The following is a 14,758-nucleotide window of genomic DNA, read 5'->3' as shown; positions in this document are numbered from 1 at the left end:
TCAGCGCCCACAGCCGCTCACTACGATGGGCCGGGTGTTCCGGCCACTGCAGTCCCCCGCCGACGTCGCCGCAATAGCCGAGGCCAAGCGGGTGCTCCGCCGGGCCCTGGTGGAGCGGCGCCGGGTGCATCCCGACGAGCAACGCGCTGCCGATGATGCCGCCCGGTTCGAGCGGATCCGGGAGTTCTTCGGCAGCAGCGCGTTAGGGACCGCGGCCAGCTATTTCTCGGTGCCGCCCGAGCCCGGCACCCTGCAGGCGATCGCCTGGCTGGCCAGCCGGGACGTACGCGTCCTGCTTCCTGTCCTCACCGAGCCCGAGGAGCCGTCGGGGATCTTCGGGGCACCGGACTGGGCCCCGTACGCCGGTCCGGACCGGTTGCAGCAGGGCCGCCTCGGACTGATCGAGCCAACAACCTCACCGGTGGGCGCCGCCGCGCTGGCCGAAGCCGAGTTGATCATCGTTCCCGGCGTTGCCGGAAGCGCCGAGGGTGACCGGCTGGGCCGCGGTGGCGGCTGGTACGACCGGGCGCTGCGGCATGCCGCCCGTTCAGCGGTGACGGTGTTGCTGCTCAACGACGACGAGGTGCTGGACGTGATCCCGGCGCATCGCCACGACCGCCGGGTGGATGTGATCATCACCCCGACCCGGATCCTCGATTGCGGCTGAGGTAAATTCCGCACTGCGGAGGGGAGCTCACGGTTGCTGAAATCAATCTTTTGGCCGGTGCTCGCTCCTGCATTTCTCTACGCCTGTGGCACCGGTGCGCTGACCCCGGTGATCGTGCTGGCGGCCTTGTCCCTGGGTGCTCATCAGGCAGTCGCCGGTGCCATCGTCACCGCTGCCGCGGTTGCCGCCGGCGTGGCTGCCATCCCGGCCGGCTATGTGATCAACTCCCTCGGCGAACGCCGCAGCATGATCGGTGCCACGGCGGTTGCTGCAGCGTTGACGGCCGTCAGCGTCTTTGCTCTCGTCACCCACAACGGATCGTCGCTGCCGATCTTCATCGTCGCGGTCGTGCTGGTCGGGTCGATCGAGGTGGTCTGGAGCCTGGCCCGGCAGGCGTTGATCGCCGAGACGGTCGAGCGCGAGTCGATGGCACTGGCGATGACGAGTCTGGGCGGCGCGGCGCGCGCCGGTCAGCTGGTCGGGCCGTTGATCGGTTCGGTGCTGTTGCTGAAACTGCCGCTGTATTCCGTCTTCATCATGCACATCTTCCTGGCGCTGGCGGCGACGGTGCTGATCGCCTTCGGCCCGGCGGATCCGCCCAAGCGCAAGCCCGTCGGTAGCGGCCGTGCCAACCGGAAGCTGCAGGTCCGCTGGAGTGCGGTGTTCCTGGCCGGCTTCGCGATCATGACGCTGTCGATGGCCCGGCAGGGCAAGAACGTGATCATCCCGCTCTGGGGTGATCATCTGCATCTGACCGCGAGTTCGATCTCGCTGATGGTCGCGCTCGGGTCCGCGGTCGAGCTGATCCTGATCTACCCGGGCGGCCGGCTGAAGGACAGCCTCGGCCGGGTGAGCACGTTCGTTGCCTGCGTCACGCTGCTCGGCATCGGCTTCGCGATCCTGCCGATCGGCGGGACGATCGCTTTCTTCATCATCGGCGTCGCCGTGGCCAGCGTCGGCAACGGGCTCGGTGCCGGGATCAACATGACCTTCGGCGCCGACCTGAGCCCGTCGGTTGGGCGGGCCAAATTCCTCGGCTACTGGAATGCGCTGGGACAGGTCGGATCGCTGCTCGGTCCGGGCCTGATCAGCGTGCTGATCGCGGTGGCGAGCCTGCCGGTCGCCGTCCTGTCGTTGGCCGCTGCACCGCTGGTGGGCGGCATCTGGATGGCCGGCTTCCGGCACCGGATCGGACTGCCCGGTCGGCGCCGGGTGATCATTCCGGCACCCGATGCGGTGGCCGACGAGTCCCAGTCCCAGTAGTCTCGCCGGAGGACCGACGGAGTTCCGACCGTCGGCGCAGACCGGCAGCGCGCAGGAGGAACTGATGGCGGGCAACAGAGCTGTTACCTATGTCGGTTCGGGCAGGGTCGAGGTCCATGACATCGACTATCCGGGCCTGGAATTGCGGGACGGGCCGGGGGTCAATCCGGCCAATGTCGGCAGGAAGACACCGCACGGCGTGATCCTGAAGAACGTCGCCACCAACATCTGTGGCAGTGACCAGCACATGGTGCGGGGGCGTACGACCGCACCCGAGGGGTTGGTACTGGGACACGAGATCACCGGTGAAGTCGTCGAGACCGGTCCCGATGTCGAATTCATCAAGGTCGGCGACCTGTGCTCGGTGCCGTTCAACATCTCCTGCGGACGCTGTCGCAACTGCAAGACGGGCAAGACCGGCATCTGCCTCAACGTCAATCCGGACCGGCCCGGTTCGGCGTACGGCTATGTCGATATGGGCGGTTGGGTCGGCGGGCAGGCCGAGTACGTCATGGTCCCCTATGCCGACTGGAACCTGCTGAAATTCCCGGACAAGGACCAGGCAATGGAGAAGATCCTCGACCTGGCCATGCTCTCCGACATCTTCCCGACCGGCTATCACGGCTGCGTTTCGGCCAAGGTGACCACCGGATCCACCGTCTACATCGCCGGAGCCGGACCGGTCGGTCTGGCGGCGGCAACCTCGGCGTTCCTGCTGGGCGCCGCCGCGGTGATCGTCGGCGACCTGAACGCGGACCGGCTGGCCAAGGCCAGGAGCTTCGGCTGCGAGACGGTCGACGTCTCCCAGGGCGAGCCGCAGGATCAGATCGAGCAGATCCTCGGCATCCCGGAGGTGGACTGCGCGGTCGACGCCGTCGGGTTCGAAGCACGAGGGCACGGCCCGGATGGCGCTGCGGTCGAGAAGCCGGCCAGCGTGTTGAACTCACTGATGGAAATCACCACAGCCGGCGGCTCGCTGGGAATCCCCGGCTTGTACGTCACCGGTGATCCCGGTGCGCAGGAAGAGGCCGCCAAGGTCGGATCGCTGTCACTGCGGCTCGGGCTCGGGTGGGCCAAATCGCATGCGTTCTTCACCGGCCAGTGTCCGGTGATGCAATACAACCATCAGTTGATGATGGCGATCCTTCACGACCGGGTGCAGATCGCCAAGAACGTGGACGCCACCCCGATCCCCCTCGAGGACGCACCCAAGGGCTACGCCGACTTCGATCATGGCGCCGCCAAGAAGTTCGTCCTCGATCCGCACGGTTTGATCAAGGCGGCCCATCCGGACCTGGCGGTCGGCGCGTGACCATGAGTCAACCGGTGCTGAACTACGAGTGGTTCGCCTTCCCGGAGGATCCTGCCCACACCGACGGGTGGGCCCACCATGGCGTCGCGATAACCACCGACGGCCGCGTCGTGACGTTCGCGCCCGGTGGTGACGAGGTGGTGATCTTCGACGTCGACGGCAACATCCTGGACCACTGGCCGACCGGACTGACCGAGGGACACGGCATCTCGGTGTCCCACGACGCCGACGGTGATCATATCTGGATCGCCGATCCGGGAAGCAAGATGATCACCGAATCACCGGGCCACTACCAGGGCTTCACACCCGGTGATCACGGCCGGGTCGCCAAATTCGACCTGACCGGTCGGCTCGTCCTGGAGCTCGGGCTACCCGACCATCCGGCCTACGCAGCCGGGCGGTACGCACCGACGTCGGTGGTGGCCGATTCGGTGGCCGACGGCGGCACCGGCATGATCTTCGTCGGCGATGGATACGGCGCCAGCCTGGTGCACGTCTTCGGCACCGGCGGTGGTTACCGGCAGACCCTGTCCGGCGACTTCGACTGCCCACACAGTGTCTTCATCGACCGGCGCCGCAGCGAACCGGAACTCTATGTCGCCGATCGCGGTCACGAACGACTCCAGGTCTTCGGACTGGACGGTCAGCTGCACCGGATCTGCGGTGAAGGACTGCTGCGTGGACCCTCGGCATTCGCGGTCCGCGACGACGAGTTGATCATCGCCGAGCTCCAGGCCCGTGTGGCCGTGCTCGACATCGATGATCAACTTGTTGGCTACATCGGCGCCGACGACGATGCACCGGCACGTCCCGGGTGGCCCAACGCCATCTCGGCGGACGGCTCGACCATCCGTCCCCCGCTGCAGCCGGGCCGCTTCAACTCCCCGCACGGCGTCGCAGTGACCGCCGACGGAAGGATCATCGTCGGCGAATGGCTCATCGGTGGGCGCGTCAGCAGGTTGACCGACAGAGCCTGAAGTCCGGACAAGTCGCGGGATCTATTGATCGTCTGCAAGTCGTTCGATCTTGCGCTCGAATACGCCACGCTCGCGGCTGTTGGCGGTCAGGCGTGCAGCCAGTTCGAGCTCCTGCCGCGCCTCATCCCGGCGGCCCACTCTGATCAACAACTCGCCGCGGACACTCGGAAGCAATTGGGATCCCCGCAACACGTCCCGGGCGACAAGATCATCGACAATCGGCAACGCCTGCTGCGGTCCGTAGGCCATCGACATGGCGACCGCACGGTTCAGCTCGACGATCGGGGACGGCGCGATCCGGCCGAGAGCCTCGTACAAGATCACGATCCGGTCCCAGTCGGTCTCCTCGACCGACCGCGCTGCGGCATGGCAGGCCGCGATCGCCGCCTGCAGTCCATACGGTCCGAGACCTTGACCGAACGACTCCGCCTTGGCCAGTGCAGCCATCCCTCGTCGGATCGCCGACCGGTCCCAGCGCCGTCGGTCCTGCTCGGCGAGCAACACCGGTTCGCCGTCAGGACCGATCCGCGCCGGAAACCGGGCTGCGGTCAGCTCGCACAGCGCCAGCAGGCCGTACGTCTCGGGCCGGTCCGGATCCAAGTGCGCCATCACATTGGCCAGTCGGATCGCCTCGATAGCAAGATCAGCAGCCAGCAGGTCATCGCCGATGGACGCGTTCGCTCCTTCGGTGAAGATCAGGTAGATGACGTTGAGCACCGAGGAGACGCGCTCGTCGCGTTCGGCCGCCGAGGGTAGCCCGTACCGCACTCCGGCGGCGCTCAGGGTCTTCTTCGCGCGGGTGATCCGCGCCTGGATAGTCGGCACCGGCACCAGGAACGCCCGCGCGATCTGATCACTCCCCAACCCGGCAACCACTCGCAGCGTCAGCGCGATCTGGGACTCCTTGGACAGCACCGGATGACAGGCGATGAAGAGCAACGCCAGCCGGTCGTCCCCGACGCGGTCCGGGTCGAGAAGATCGTCCGGCGCTCCCGCGGGCACGCCGGCTGTGGCGTCGCGCGCGAGTTGGGCGTACTTCTCGTCCCGCGTGTTGTTGCGACGAAAGCTGTCGATCGCCCGGCGCCTGGCGACAGCGAGCAGCCAGCCGGCCGGGGTGGCAGGGACGCCATCCCGCGGCCAGCTGACAAGCGCCTCCGCCAATGCCTCCTGCGCGACGTCCTCCGCCAGCGCGAAATCACCGGTGTAACGGGCCAGCGCGCCGACCATCCGGGCGGAGTCGATCCGCCAGACCGCCTCGACCGTCCGGCGGACCGATTCAGGGTCGTTCACAACTGACCGTGCGCTTCACGCCAGGCCCGTTCCCTCTTGATCCATTCGTTGTCCTGCGGGAATTCGTCGATCTCGGCCACCCTGCGGATCTCGACCTTGCTGCCCGGCCCGGCCAGCGGAGCCCGCTTGGCCCACTCGACCGCCTCCTCCTGGGACGCAACGCTGAGGATCCAGAAGCCGCCGAACAGCTCCTTCGTCTCGCCGTACGGTCCATCCGTCACGACCGGCGGCTCGACCTCGTAGTCGACGACCACCCCGGGGCCCTGGTCGAGTCCTTCGGCCGCCAGCAGCACGCCGGCGTTGATGAGGTCGTCGTTGTAGCGCCCCATCGTCTCCAAGATCTCCTCGAACGGGACACCCTCGTACATCTTCGAGGTCTCATCCGTCGAGCGCATGATCAACATGTACTTGGCCACGATCCGATCCTCCATCGGTTGCGGGTCCGCTCCGTAGGGAACCCTCTCACCATCAGGTCGAGTGGGACCAGTGCTCGATCGACATGTCTGGGCACTTTCACTGTCCGATTCGTACAAGACAGCTGACAGCCGGACCTCTACCGTCGAAATCTCACGAGCAAGGTCGGCGTCATCATCAGGAGGAACGGTGACCAACACACATCACGCCATCTCATACGTCGAGTTCGGGGCCACAGATCTGCCGGCCACCCGAGCTTTCTACCAGGCGGTCTTCGGCTGGGAGTTCAACGACTACGGCGGCGCCTACGCCGGCATCAAGACACCCAGCGGCGACGGCGAAGTCGGCGGTTTCAACCCGACCTCGGCACCGGGCGACACCGGCAGTCCGCTGGTGCTGCTGTTCTCCGAAGACCTGGACGCGACACTGGTGTCAGTGCAGGATGCCGGTGGTGCTATCGCCGCCGGCCCGTACGAGTTTCCCGGCGGGCGCAGATTCGAGTTCACCGATCCGAGCGGAAACCGACTCGGCGTCTACTCCGAGAGCTGACGGGCGCTGGTCGTCATGAGGACTTGACCAGCTCCCCCGGCGTCGTTGCTGCGAACCGTTTGACGTGGCGGGTCAAGTGCGCCTGGTCGGCATATCCTGCCAGCGCACCGGCCTCAGCCGGTCGGGCGCCGGCCGACGGGAGCGCGTGCGCGCGACAGAACCGGCACAGCGATCTCAGGACGGATGCGGAGGTGCCGAAAGTCTCGATGCAGAAGCGGTGCAGCCTGCGTTGGGTCCAGCCCAGTGTCTGGGCCATCGTGCGGACTGAGAGGTCCCGGCGCGCCAGCTCCGAGATCACGTCGGCCGTTCGTACGGTCTCCGGGTCGGGGTCGGCCCGGGCAAGCAGCCGCACCGCGATGTCACGCAGGGCTTCGGTGGTGTTGGCGGCCGCCGGCAGTTGGTCGATCATCTGCGCGAGCCGTGCATCACCGCGGGGCAAGCGGACCGGCAGCCGAGCGTCCGTGGCATTCGTCGCAGAGTCGTGCAGCACGAGCGCCACCACACCAGGCCGGTGGACGGGTCCGTCGCCTCCTGGTAATTCACCGCTATCGCCCACCCCTTACGGCCGGTTCAGTCTCCATGGACGGTCTGACCAGCCTTGTCGGGATGCTCCGGTCGGAAGGCGGCGAACGGGTCGGTGATCTGCAGGCTCTGCCGGGTGAAACGGTAGAGGGCCGCCGGACGTCCGCCACTCCCCCCGGCGGCCGCGGTCCGGCCGGTCGGTTCGAGCTGCCCGCGCCGCTTCAGCACCCGCTGCAGATTGGTCGCCGACACGTCGTAGCCCAGCGCGGCCCGGTAGATGTCGCGCAGCTGGGCGAGGGTGAATTCCGCCGGCGCGAGCCCGAAACCGATGTTGCTGTAGGACAGCTTGCGCTCCAGCCGTTCCATGGCCGAGCGGACCAGCGACGCGTGGTCGAAGGCCATCGTCGGCAACTCCTCGGTACGGATCCATGCCGCGTTCGGCGGCAGCTGCGGTTTCGCGGTGCTCGGCACCAGCCCCAGATAGGCCGTCGCGATGGTGCGCTGAAACGGATCCCGGTCCGGCTCGCTGCGAGTCTCCAGCTGCTCTAGGTGTGCTATCTCGGCCAGGTCGACCTTGGACGCGAGATTGCGGGCCACACAGGCACCGATCGTCTCCCCTGCCTGCACCGGGCCGCTGGGCAGCGCCCAGGCGCCCTCGTACGGATCCCGGGTGCGTTGCCAGGCCAGGACGGCGAGTTCCCCCCGCCCGCCGGCCTCGAACTGCGTGATCTTGAACACAACCGCCAGCGCTTCGTGCCGAAACGTGGGCACCTCGCTCGATCTGGCCACGGCTGCATGCTAGCGTCGAAGTAGTTTTCGACTGATAGGCGAAAACCTGAGACCAGGAGTATCTGTGACCATCCCAACGGCGATCCGCACCGATCAGGTCGGCGCCTACGAGCAGGACACCACCGACCTTCCCGCCGGCTTCGCCAGCTGGTCCGCCTGGCGCGAGGAGGTCCGCGAGCTGGCCCGCAAGAAGAATGCCGTGATCCTGGCGCACAACTACCAGCTCCCGCAGATCCAGGACGCCGCCGACCACGTCGGCGACTCGCTCGCACTGTCCCGGATCGCCGCCTCCGCGCCGGAATCCATGATCGTCTTCGCCGGCGTGCACTTCATGGCCGAGACCGCCAAGATCCTGTCGCCGGAGAAGAAGGTGATCATCCCCGACGCCCGGGCCGGCTGCTCCCTGGCCGACACCATCAACGCCGATCAGTTGCGGGCCTGGAAGGCAGAGCACCCGGGTGCGGTCGTGGTCGCGTACGTGAACACCACCGCCGAGGTGAAGGCCGAGACCGATATCTGCTGCACGTCCTCCAACGCGGTCGAAGTGGTCGAGTCGATCCCCGCCGACCGCGAGGTGCTCTTCCTGCCCGACATGTTCCTGGCGGCACACGTGAAGCGGAAGACCGGCCGGACCAACATGTACAACTGGATGGGCGAATGCCACGTGCACGCGGGCATCTCACCGAAGGACCTCGAGGCGGCCGTGCATGCCGATGCCGACGCCGAGCTCTACGTCCACCCGGAGTGCGGCTGCTCGACCTCGGCGCTGTGGCTGACCTCGGTCGGCGACATTCCCGCCGACCGCACCCATATCCTGTCCACCGGTTCGATGCTGGACGAGGCTCGCAAGAGCACGGCCCGCAAGGTGCTGGTGGCCACGGAGATCGGCATGCTGCACCAGCTCCGCAAGGCCAATGATCATGTGGATTTCCAGCCGGTCAACCCGAAGGCGTCCTGCAAGTTCATGAAGATGATCACTCCGGAGAGGTTGATCAACGCGCTGCGTACGGAGACCGATGTCGTCGACGTCGCCCCGGATATCGCCGCCCGGGCCCGCAAGGCGGTCGAGCGGATGGTCGCGATCGGCCAACCCGGCGGGGGCGAATGACCATGGTCGGACCGATCGTGGCCGGCGGAGTTGATCTTCCGGTGCTGCCGGGCCGGATCCCGACGGCGACTGCGGCCTGGACCGACGAGACCGATGTGATCGTCATCGGCACCGGCGCCGCTGGGTTGAGTACGGCCGTACGGCTGCTGGACGCGGGCCGTCGGGTCAGCGTGATCACCAAGGCCGAACCCGGGGACGGATCGACGGCCTGGGCCCAGGGCGGCCTGGCTGCCGTGCTGGGCTCCGACGACACGATCGACAGCCATCTCGACGACACTCTGGTCGCGGGTGCCGGACTGTGCGAGGCTGACGCCGTACGAGAGCTGGTGATTTCCGCCCCGGGCGCCATCCGCCGGATGATCGAGCTCGGCGCCCACTTCGATCTCGATCGCGACGAACGAATCGCCCTGGGCCTCGAGGGCGGCCATCATGCTCGGCGCATCGTGCACGCCGGCGGCGATGCCAGCGGCGCGGAGGTTGCCCGCGCCCTCGCAGCCGCGTTCGCCGACAGAGCCCTGAGCTTGTCGAGGAGCGCTTCGACCAGCTCCGCGATCATGAGGCTGCACGAGCACACCACAGTGGTCGACCTGCTCACCGATGATCACGGTGTGCACGGCGTCCGGGTGATCGACAGCGACGGATTGATCGGCGAGATCACCGCCACCGCTGTAGTTCTGGCCAGCGGGGGAATCGGACAGGCCTGGGACACCACGACCAACCCGGCCACGGCGACCGGGGACGGTCTGGCACTCGCACTGCGCGCCGGCGCTGTGCTGCGTGACCTCGAATTCACCCAGTTCCATCCAACCGTGCTGGTCGTGCCGGAGGAATACCGCCGGCCCGGCGATCGCGGCGTGCTGGTCTCCGAAGCCGTCCGCGGCGAGGGTGCGGTGCTGGTCGACCGGCACGGTGAGTTGATCATGAAGGGCCGACACCCGCTGGCCGACCTCGCCCCACGGGACGTGGTGTCGGCGACGATGCACGCCCATCTGATGGCCAGTGGCGATGATCATCTGTTCCTCGACGGTACGCACCTGGGCGAGCACGTGTGGCGCGAGCACTTCCCCTCGATCCTGATGTTGTGCCAGGCCCGCGGCGTCGACCCGATCCACGAACCGATCCCGGTTCGGCCGGCCGAGCACTACTCCTGCGGCGGCGTCCTGGCCACACTCGACGGCCGGACCACCGTTCCCGGCCTGTACGCGGTCGGCGAGGTCGCCTCGACCGGCGTCCAGGGCGCCAACCGGTTGGCCTCCAACAGCCTCACCGAGGCGTTGATCGCCGGCGACCGGGTCGGGCAGTTGCTGGCAGCCGGTGATCCGGAGCAGGGTCGACCGAACACCGCGCGCAACCGGACCGGCTTCGCCACGCCGGCTGCCCACCGGGAGTCGATCGTCAGGGCGGTCAGCACCGGTGCCGGCGTGCTCCGGGACGAGACCGGCCTGGACGTGCTGCTGAAATCCCTGGACCAGATCTCCACTCAGCAGCAGGCAACGACGGTGGCTGAGGTCGAGGCCACCAACCTGCACACCGTCGGCGTGCTGGTGGCGGCCGCCGCACAGCAGCGGACCGAGAGCCGGGGCTGCCATCGCCGGGCCGATTTCACAGCTCCCGACGTCGGCTGGCAGCGGCACACACTGCTGCGCCTTGGCGTCGACGGCCTGGAGATCTCCCAGCAAGCAAAGGAATCCTGATGAGCTTCGATCTCGACGCGGCTCTGGGCGCCGCGGATCTCAAACGCGACCTGGTGAGCCGGATCGCCCGCGAGACGCTGGCCGAGGACCTGCAGTGGGGCCCCGACATCACCACCCAGGCCACCATCCGCTCAGGCCAGCCCGGAGTGGCCGACGTGGTCGCCCGGAAGCCCGGCACGATCGCCGGCATCCCGGTTGCGGCCGCCGTGGTCGAGGCGGCTGATGATCATGGCGCGACCGTCGAATTCTCCGCGGCGATCAGCGACGGTGACCGGGTCCGGCCCGGCGACCGGGTGCTGACCGTCGAGGGTCCGCTGAGCACCCTGCTCACCGCCGAACGGACACTGCTCAACCTGCTCTCGCAGCTGTCCGGCGTCGCAACGCTCACCGCGGCCTGGAGCGACGCGATCGGTGATCAGTCCTGCAAGGTGCGCGATACCCGCAAGACCGTTCCCGGGCTGCGGATCCTGCAGAAGTACGCGGTCCGTTGCGGTGGCGGCGTGAACCACCGGATGGGCCTGGGCGATGCCGCATTGATCAAGGACAATCACGTGGCGGCGGCCGGATCGGTGCGGGCGGCGTACGAGGCGGTCCGGGCGGTGAACCCGTCGATCAGCTGCGAGATCGAGTGCGACACCCTCGACCAGGTCGGCGAGGCGCTCGAGGTCGGCCCGGACCTGATCCTGCTGGACAACATGGACACCGACCAGCTGCGGCAGGCCGTCGCCCTGGCCGCGGGCCGGGTCAAGCTGGAGGCGAGCGGCGGCCTGACACTGCAGGACGCCGCCGAGGTCGCCGCGACCGGTGTCGACTACATCGCCGTCGGAGAGCTCACCCACTCCGCCCCAGTGCTCGATCTCGGATTCGACCTGCGCAGCAGCTGAGGTAGAAAGCTGATCATGAGGATCCTCGACATCCGGGAACGCACCTATCCGATCAGCTCGCCCATCCGTAACGCCTACATCGACTTCTCCAGGATGACGCTGAGCCTGGTCGCGGTGATCACCGACGTGGTGCGCGACGGACGGCCGGTGGTCGGCTACGGCTTCAACTCCAACGGCCGCTATGGCCAGGGGCCGATGATGCGCGAGCGATTCATCCCCCGCGTGCTGGAGGCCGATCCCGGCGATCTGGCCGATGATCATCGTGACAATCTCGACCCGGCCAAGATCTGGGCGGCGATGATGCGCAACGAGAAGCCCGGTGGCCACGGTGAGCGGTCGGTCGCGGTCGGCACCATCGACATGGCCGTCTGGGACGCGGTTGCCAAGATCGAGGACCGTCCGCTCTTCGACCTGCTCGCCGAGCGGTACGGCTCCGGCACGCCTGACCACAAGGTCTTCGTGTACGCGGCCGGCGGATACTACTACCCCGGCCAGGACGTCAGCGCGCTGACCGACGAGATGCAGAGCTACCTCGACCGCGGCTATTCGGTGGTCAAGCAGAAGATCGGCGGTGCGGGTCTTGATCAACGCGGCTTCGACACCGACCGTGAGCGGATTGAGGCCACGCTGGCCATCCTCGGTCCCAGGCAGCAGCTTGCGGTCGATGCCAACGGCCGTTTCGATCATGAGACCGCGTTGAAATACGCCGATCTGCTCAGCCAGTACGACCTCTTCTGGTACGAGGAACCCGTTGACCCGTTGGATTTCCAGCTCCAGGCGGAGGTGGCCGCGGCGTACGAGGGACCGCTGGCGACCGGGGAGAACCTGTTCTCGGTCCAGGACGCCCGCAACCTCATCTGGTACGGTGGCCTGCGGCCCGACCGCGACTGGCTGCAATTCGACTGTGCACTGAGCTACGGCCTGGTCGAATACCTCCGCATCCTGGAGATGCTCGATGATCATGGTTGGTCACGGACCCGGTGCATCCCCCACGGCGGTCATCAGATGTCGCTCAACATCGCCGCCGGGCTGGGACTGGGTGGCAACGAGTCCTATCCCGACCTGTTCCAGCCGTTCGGTGGATTCCCTGACGGCGTCGAGGTCCGGGACGGGTATCTGATCATGCCCGACCTGCCCGGTATCGGCTTCGAATCCAAGTCCGATCTGTACGCCGTGATGCGGGAGCTGGCCGCTTGAGACGCGACCGGGGCAGTTCACTAGGCTCTCGACCATGGCCGATACCAGCACGCCGACCAGTACACCAACCACGACACCGGCGACGACACCGGCCATCGGCCGGCTGACGAATCTGCGAGAGATCGGCGGCCCCGGTTTCCAGGCCGGCCGGAGGCGTACGATCTATCGCGCCAACACCGAGCCGGTCGACATCAGGGACTATCCGACCGGACTGACCGCGGTCCTCGACCTGCGCCGCGAGGACGAGATCGACCGGGTGCCGCATCCGCTCGTCGCCGATGCCGGCTACCGGCGGGTGCCGTTGTTCGACCCGGCATCCCGACTTGAAGCGGACGCGGACGCCGTCTACCTGCACGAGCAGTACATCGACTGGCTCGAACGCCACCGGGCCACGATCCCGGCCGTGTTCGCCGCCTTGGCCGCGACCGAAGGCGACGCACTGGTGTGCTGTTCGGCGGGCAAGGACCGAACCGGTGTCGTCAGTGCACTGCTGGCCCGACTCTGGGGTGCCGACCTCGAGCTGGTCGGCGCGGACTACGCACTGACCCGGGAACGACTGGCCGAGCGGTTCGCCGCCGACCTGGCCGCCAGTGCCGATCCGGACTGGACCAGGATCCAGCAGGCATGCACCCCGGACGTGATGATCAACGTCGTCCGACATGTCGAACAGCACTACGGCGGAGTGCCCGACTACCTTCGGTCGATCGGACTCAGCGATACCGAGATCGATTCGCTCTAGCAGTCAGGCGGGCAGCGCCTCGGGAAGTCTCGGATCGTCGTCGACGAGTCGGTTCGCCAGACCCTTCAGCGCGGTGTGGAACTCCTCGTCGTGATCGCTGCCCCAGTCGGCGAGCTCGTCGGCCAGCCAGGACCGGAACTCCTCGGCCAGTTTGACCAGCTCCTCGCGCCCGGAGTCGGTGATCGCGTACGACGTCTCATCGCCACCGAGGTAGCCCGCTGCCACGCTGGCCGAGAAGGCCGGCGCCAACACCGGGGCCGGCAATCGGTAGCGGCGGGCGATCGGCGCCAGTGACGTGTCGCCGCTGACCCGTTGCCGAAGCGCGACCTGGCCGACGCACCACGCGGCCGCGGCATCCAGTGAGGTGCCGGACCGCTCCCGGATCTGCCGCAACTGCTCTGGCGGCGTACCCCGGACCACCCGCACGATCGCCCGCTGCAGTGCCAGCACGTTGTCCGACCCCTCGGGGATCGCGAAGCCTTCGCCGACGTCGCCGGCAGCGGCGCGGGCGGTGCCGCGCAACGGCACCTCGCGCAGGATCAACGAGATCACCAGCGCCAGCAGCGCGACCGGGACGGCGTACAGGAAGACCCGTTGGATCGTCTCCGCGTAGGCGTTGACGATCGGCGTCCGCTGCGCCAACGGCAACGCGTGGATCGCCGCCGGCGAGCCGATCGCGGCCGGATCATGGATCTGCGCCTGCACCAGGGCCCGGGCCAGCCGTCCGCCGAGTTCGTTGACGTAGATGGTGCCGAAGATCGACGCACCGAAAGAACTGCCGAGCGTTCTGAAGAAGGTCACCCCGGAGGTCGCCACACCAAGATCGCGGAACTCGGCCGTGTTCTGCACGATCAAGGTCAGGATCTGCATGCACAGACCGATGCCGATCCCCAGTACGAACAGGTAGAGCGAGAATGTCCAGGTCCCGGTCTGTGCGTCGATGGTCGACAACAGGAACAAGCCGCCCGCCATGATCAACGATCCGAGGATCGGAAAGATCTTGTACCGACCGGTCCGGCTGACGATGGTGCCGGCTGCGATCGAGGTGCCCAGCAGGCCGACCACCATCGGCAGCGTACGGACCCCGGACCCCGTCGCGGAGACTCCTTGCACGTATTGCAGATAGGTCGGCAGGAACGTCATCGCTCCCAGCATCGCGAATCCGACGATGAAGGACAACACGACGCTGACGCTGAAAACCTGGCCGCGGAACAGGCGCAGCGGCAAGATCGGATCGACGGCCCGCGATTCCGCCCAGACGAACAACAACAATGCCACCAGTGCGCCGGCGAACATCGCGATGATCGTCACCGAGTCCCAAGCGTACTGTGACCCGCCCCAGCTGACCGCAAG

At 67.3% G+C, this 14,758-nt stretch carries 15 protein-coding genes; 10 read left to right on the top strand and 5 right to left on the bottom strand.

Annotated elements, in window-relative coordinates:
• The first annotated feature begins 34 nt into the window (after positions 1-34).
• The 4 genes from IEY07_RS21285 (at position 35) to IEY07_RS21270 (ending at position 4,219) form a co-directional block, all read left to right on the top strand.
• Complete coding sequence (locus IEY07_RS21285) at positions 35-667, top strand: 5-formyltetrahydrofolate cyclo-ligase (protein ID WP_188897682.1); 633 nt, start codon at positions 35-37, stop codon at positions 665-667.
• 57 nt (positions 668-724) lie between these two features.
• Positions 725-1,930 carry an MFS transporter gene (locus tag IEY07_RS21280; protein ID WP_188897680.1) on the top strand — a complete coding sequence of 402 codons (1,206 nt, stop codon included), beginning with the start codon at positions 725-727 and terminating at the stop codon, positions 1,928-1,930.
• Between the two features lie 64 nt (positions 1,931-1,994).
• A complete protein-coding gene (fdhA, locus tag IEY07_RS21275) occupies positions 1,995-3,242 on the top strand; it encodes a formaldehyde dehydrogenase, glutathione-independent (RefSeq protein ID WP_188897678.1) in 1,248 nt (415 codons plus the stop codon).
• Positions 3,243-3,244: 2 nt separating this feature from the next.
• The gene (locus tag IEY07_RS21270) at positions 3,245-4,219 is read left to right on the top strand and encodes an NHL repeat-containing protein (RefSeq protein ID WP_188897676.1); all 975 of its coding nucleotides are present in this window, start codon (positions 3,245-3,247) and stop codon (positions 4,217-4,219) included.
• A gap of 21 nt (positions 4,220-4,240) precedes the next feature.
• Here IEY07_RS21270 and IEY07_RS21265 read toward each other — a convergent pair whose 3' ends face one another.
• Together IEY07_RS21265 and IEY07_RS21260 are read right to left on the bottom strand one after the other, a co-directional pair.
• The gene (locus tag IEY07_RS21265; RefSeq protein ID WP_229670477.1) at positions 4,241-5,509 is read right to left on the bottom strand and encodes an RNA polymerase sigma factor; all 1,269 of its coding nucleotides are present in this window, start codon (positions 5,507-5,509) and stop codon (positions 4,241-4,243) included.
• Positions 5,506-5,925, bottom strand: a complete 420-nt coding sequence (locus IEY07_RS21260; RefSeq protein ID WP_229670475.1) for a YciI family protein — start codon at positions 5,923-5,925, stop codon at positions 5,506-5,508. The genes IEY07_RS21265 and IEY07_RS21260 overlap by 4 nt, the downstream gene beginning before the upstream one ends.
• 187 nt (positions 5,926-6,112) lie before the next feature.
• On the opposite strand from IEY07_RS21260, the gene IEY07_RS21255 reads away from it, so the two are divergent.
• Positions 6,113-6,472 (top strand): VOC family protein, encoded by a 360-nt coding sequence (locus IEY07_RS21255; protein WP_188897672.1) that lies wholly within the window; start codon positions 6,113-6,115, stop codon positions 6,470-6,472.
• A 13-nt stretch (positions 6,473-6,485) separates the two neighbouring features.
• On the opposite strand, the gene IEY07_RS21250 is transcribed toward IEY07_RS21255, so the two are convergent.
• Together IEY07_RS21250 and IEY07_RS21245 are read right to left on the bottom strand one after the other, a co-directional pair.
• Positions 6,486-6,881: a helix-turn-helix domain-containing protein gene (locus tag IEY07_RS21250; RefSeq protein ID WP_188897670.1), complete on the bottom strand. Its 396-nt coding sequence runs from the start codon at positions 6,879-6,881 to the stop codon at positions 6,486-6,488.
• A 161-nt stretch (positions 6,882-7,042) separates the two neighbouring features.
• Entirely contained in the window at positions 7,043-7,783 is a 741-nt protein-coding gene (locus IEY07_RS21245; protein WP_229670473.1) for an NUDIX hydrolase, read from the bottom strand.
• A 64-nt stretch (positions 7,784-7,847) separates the two neighbouring features.
• Here IEY07_RS21245 and nadA point away from each other — a divergent pair, with 64 nt between their 5' ends.
• Genes nadA through IEY07_RS21220 form a run of 5 tightly spaced genes read left to right on the top strand, consistent with a single transcriptional unit; the run spans position 7,848 to position 13,405 of the window.
• The gene (nadA, locus tag IEY07_RS21240) at positions 7,848-8,891 is read left to right on the top strand and encodes a quinolinate synthase NadA (protein ID WP_188897667.1); all 1,044 of its coding nucleotides are present in this window, start codon (positions 7,848-7,850) and stop codon (positions 8,889-8,891) included.
• Positions 8,892-8,893: 2 nt separating this feature from the next.
• Positions 8,894-10,585 carry an L-aspartate oxidase gene (gene nadB, locus IEY07_RS21235; RefSeq protein WP_188897665.1) on the top strand — a complete coding sequence of 564 codons (1,692 nt, stop codon included), beginning with the start codon at positions 8,894-8,896 and terminating at the stop codon, positions 10,583-10,585.
• Positions 10,585-11,469, top strand: a complete 885-nt coding sequence (gene nadC / locus IEY07_RS21230; RefSeq protein ID WP_188897663.1) for a carboxylating nicotinate-nucleotide diphosphorylase — start codon at positions 10,585-10,587, stop codon at positions 11,467-11,469. Before nadB ends, nadC begins: the two co-directional genes overlap by 1 nt.
• A 15-nt stretch (positions 11,470-11,484) precedes the next feature.
• Positions 11,485-12,666 carry a mandelate racemase/muconate lactonizing enzyme family protein gene (locus IEY07_RS21225; protein ID WP_308422967.1) on the top strand — a complete coding sequence of 394 codons (1,182 nt, stop codon included), beginning with the start codon at positions 11,485-11,487 and terminating at the stop codon, positions 12,664-12,666.
• Positions 12,667-12,700: 34 nt separating this feature from the next.
• Positions 12,701-13,405: a tyrosine-protein phosphatase gene (locus IEY07_RS21220; protein ID WP_188897661.1), complete on the top strand. Its 705-nt coding sequence runs from the start codon at positions 12,701-12,703 to the stop codon at positions 13,403-13,405.
• A gap of 3 nt (positions 13,406-13,408) precedes the next feature.
• Here IEY07_RS21220 and IEY07_RS21215 read toward each other — a convergent pair.
• On the bottom strand, positions 13,409-14,758 hold a 1,350-nt coding region (locus IEY07_RS21215), incomplete at its 5' end, for an MFS transporter (protein ID WP_188897659.1).

Origin of the sequence: Microlunatus endophyticus (assembly GCF_014646195.1) — a bacterium.
In the GTDB taxonomy this organism is placed as follows: Bacteria; Actinomycetota; Actinomycetes; order Propionibacteriales; family Propionibacteriaceae; genus Microlunatus; species Microlunatus endophyticus.
Note: the sequence above shows the minus strand (reverse complement) of the source record. Positions and strands in the feature narration are given on the sequence as shown.

Excerpts from the sequence above, each read along its gene's own strand:
- fdhA (WP_188897678.1), top strand. The coding sequence starts at position 1,995 with ATGGCGGGCAACAGAGCTGTTACCTATGTCGGTTCGGGCAGGGTCGAG.
- IEY07_RS21270 (WP_188897676.1), top strand. The coding sequence starts at position 3,245 with ATGAGTCAACCGGTGCTGAACTACGAGTGGTTCGCCTTCCCGGAGGAT.
- IEY07_RS21250 (WP_188897670.1), bottom strand. The coding sequence starts at position 6,881 with ATGATCGACCAACTGCCGGCGGCCGCCAACACCACCGAAGCCCTGCGT.
- nadB (WP_188897665.1), top strand. The coding sequence starts at position 8,894 with ATGGTCGGACCGATCGTGGCCGGCGGAGTTGATCTTCCGGTGCTGCCG.
- nadC (WP_188897663.1), top strand. The coding sequence starts at position 10,585 with ATGAGCTTCGATCTCGACGCGGCTCTGGGCGCCGCGGATCTCAAACGC.
- IEY07_RS21225 (WP_308422967.1), top strand. The coding sequence starts at position 11,485 with ATGAGGATCCTCGACATCCGGGAACGCACCTATCCGATCAGCTCGCCC.
- IEY07_RS21220 (WP_188897661.1), top strand. The coding sequence starts at position 12,701 with ATGGCCGATACCAGCACGCCGACCAGTACACCAACCACGACACCGGCG.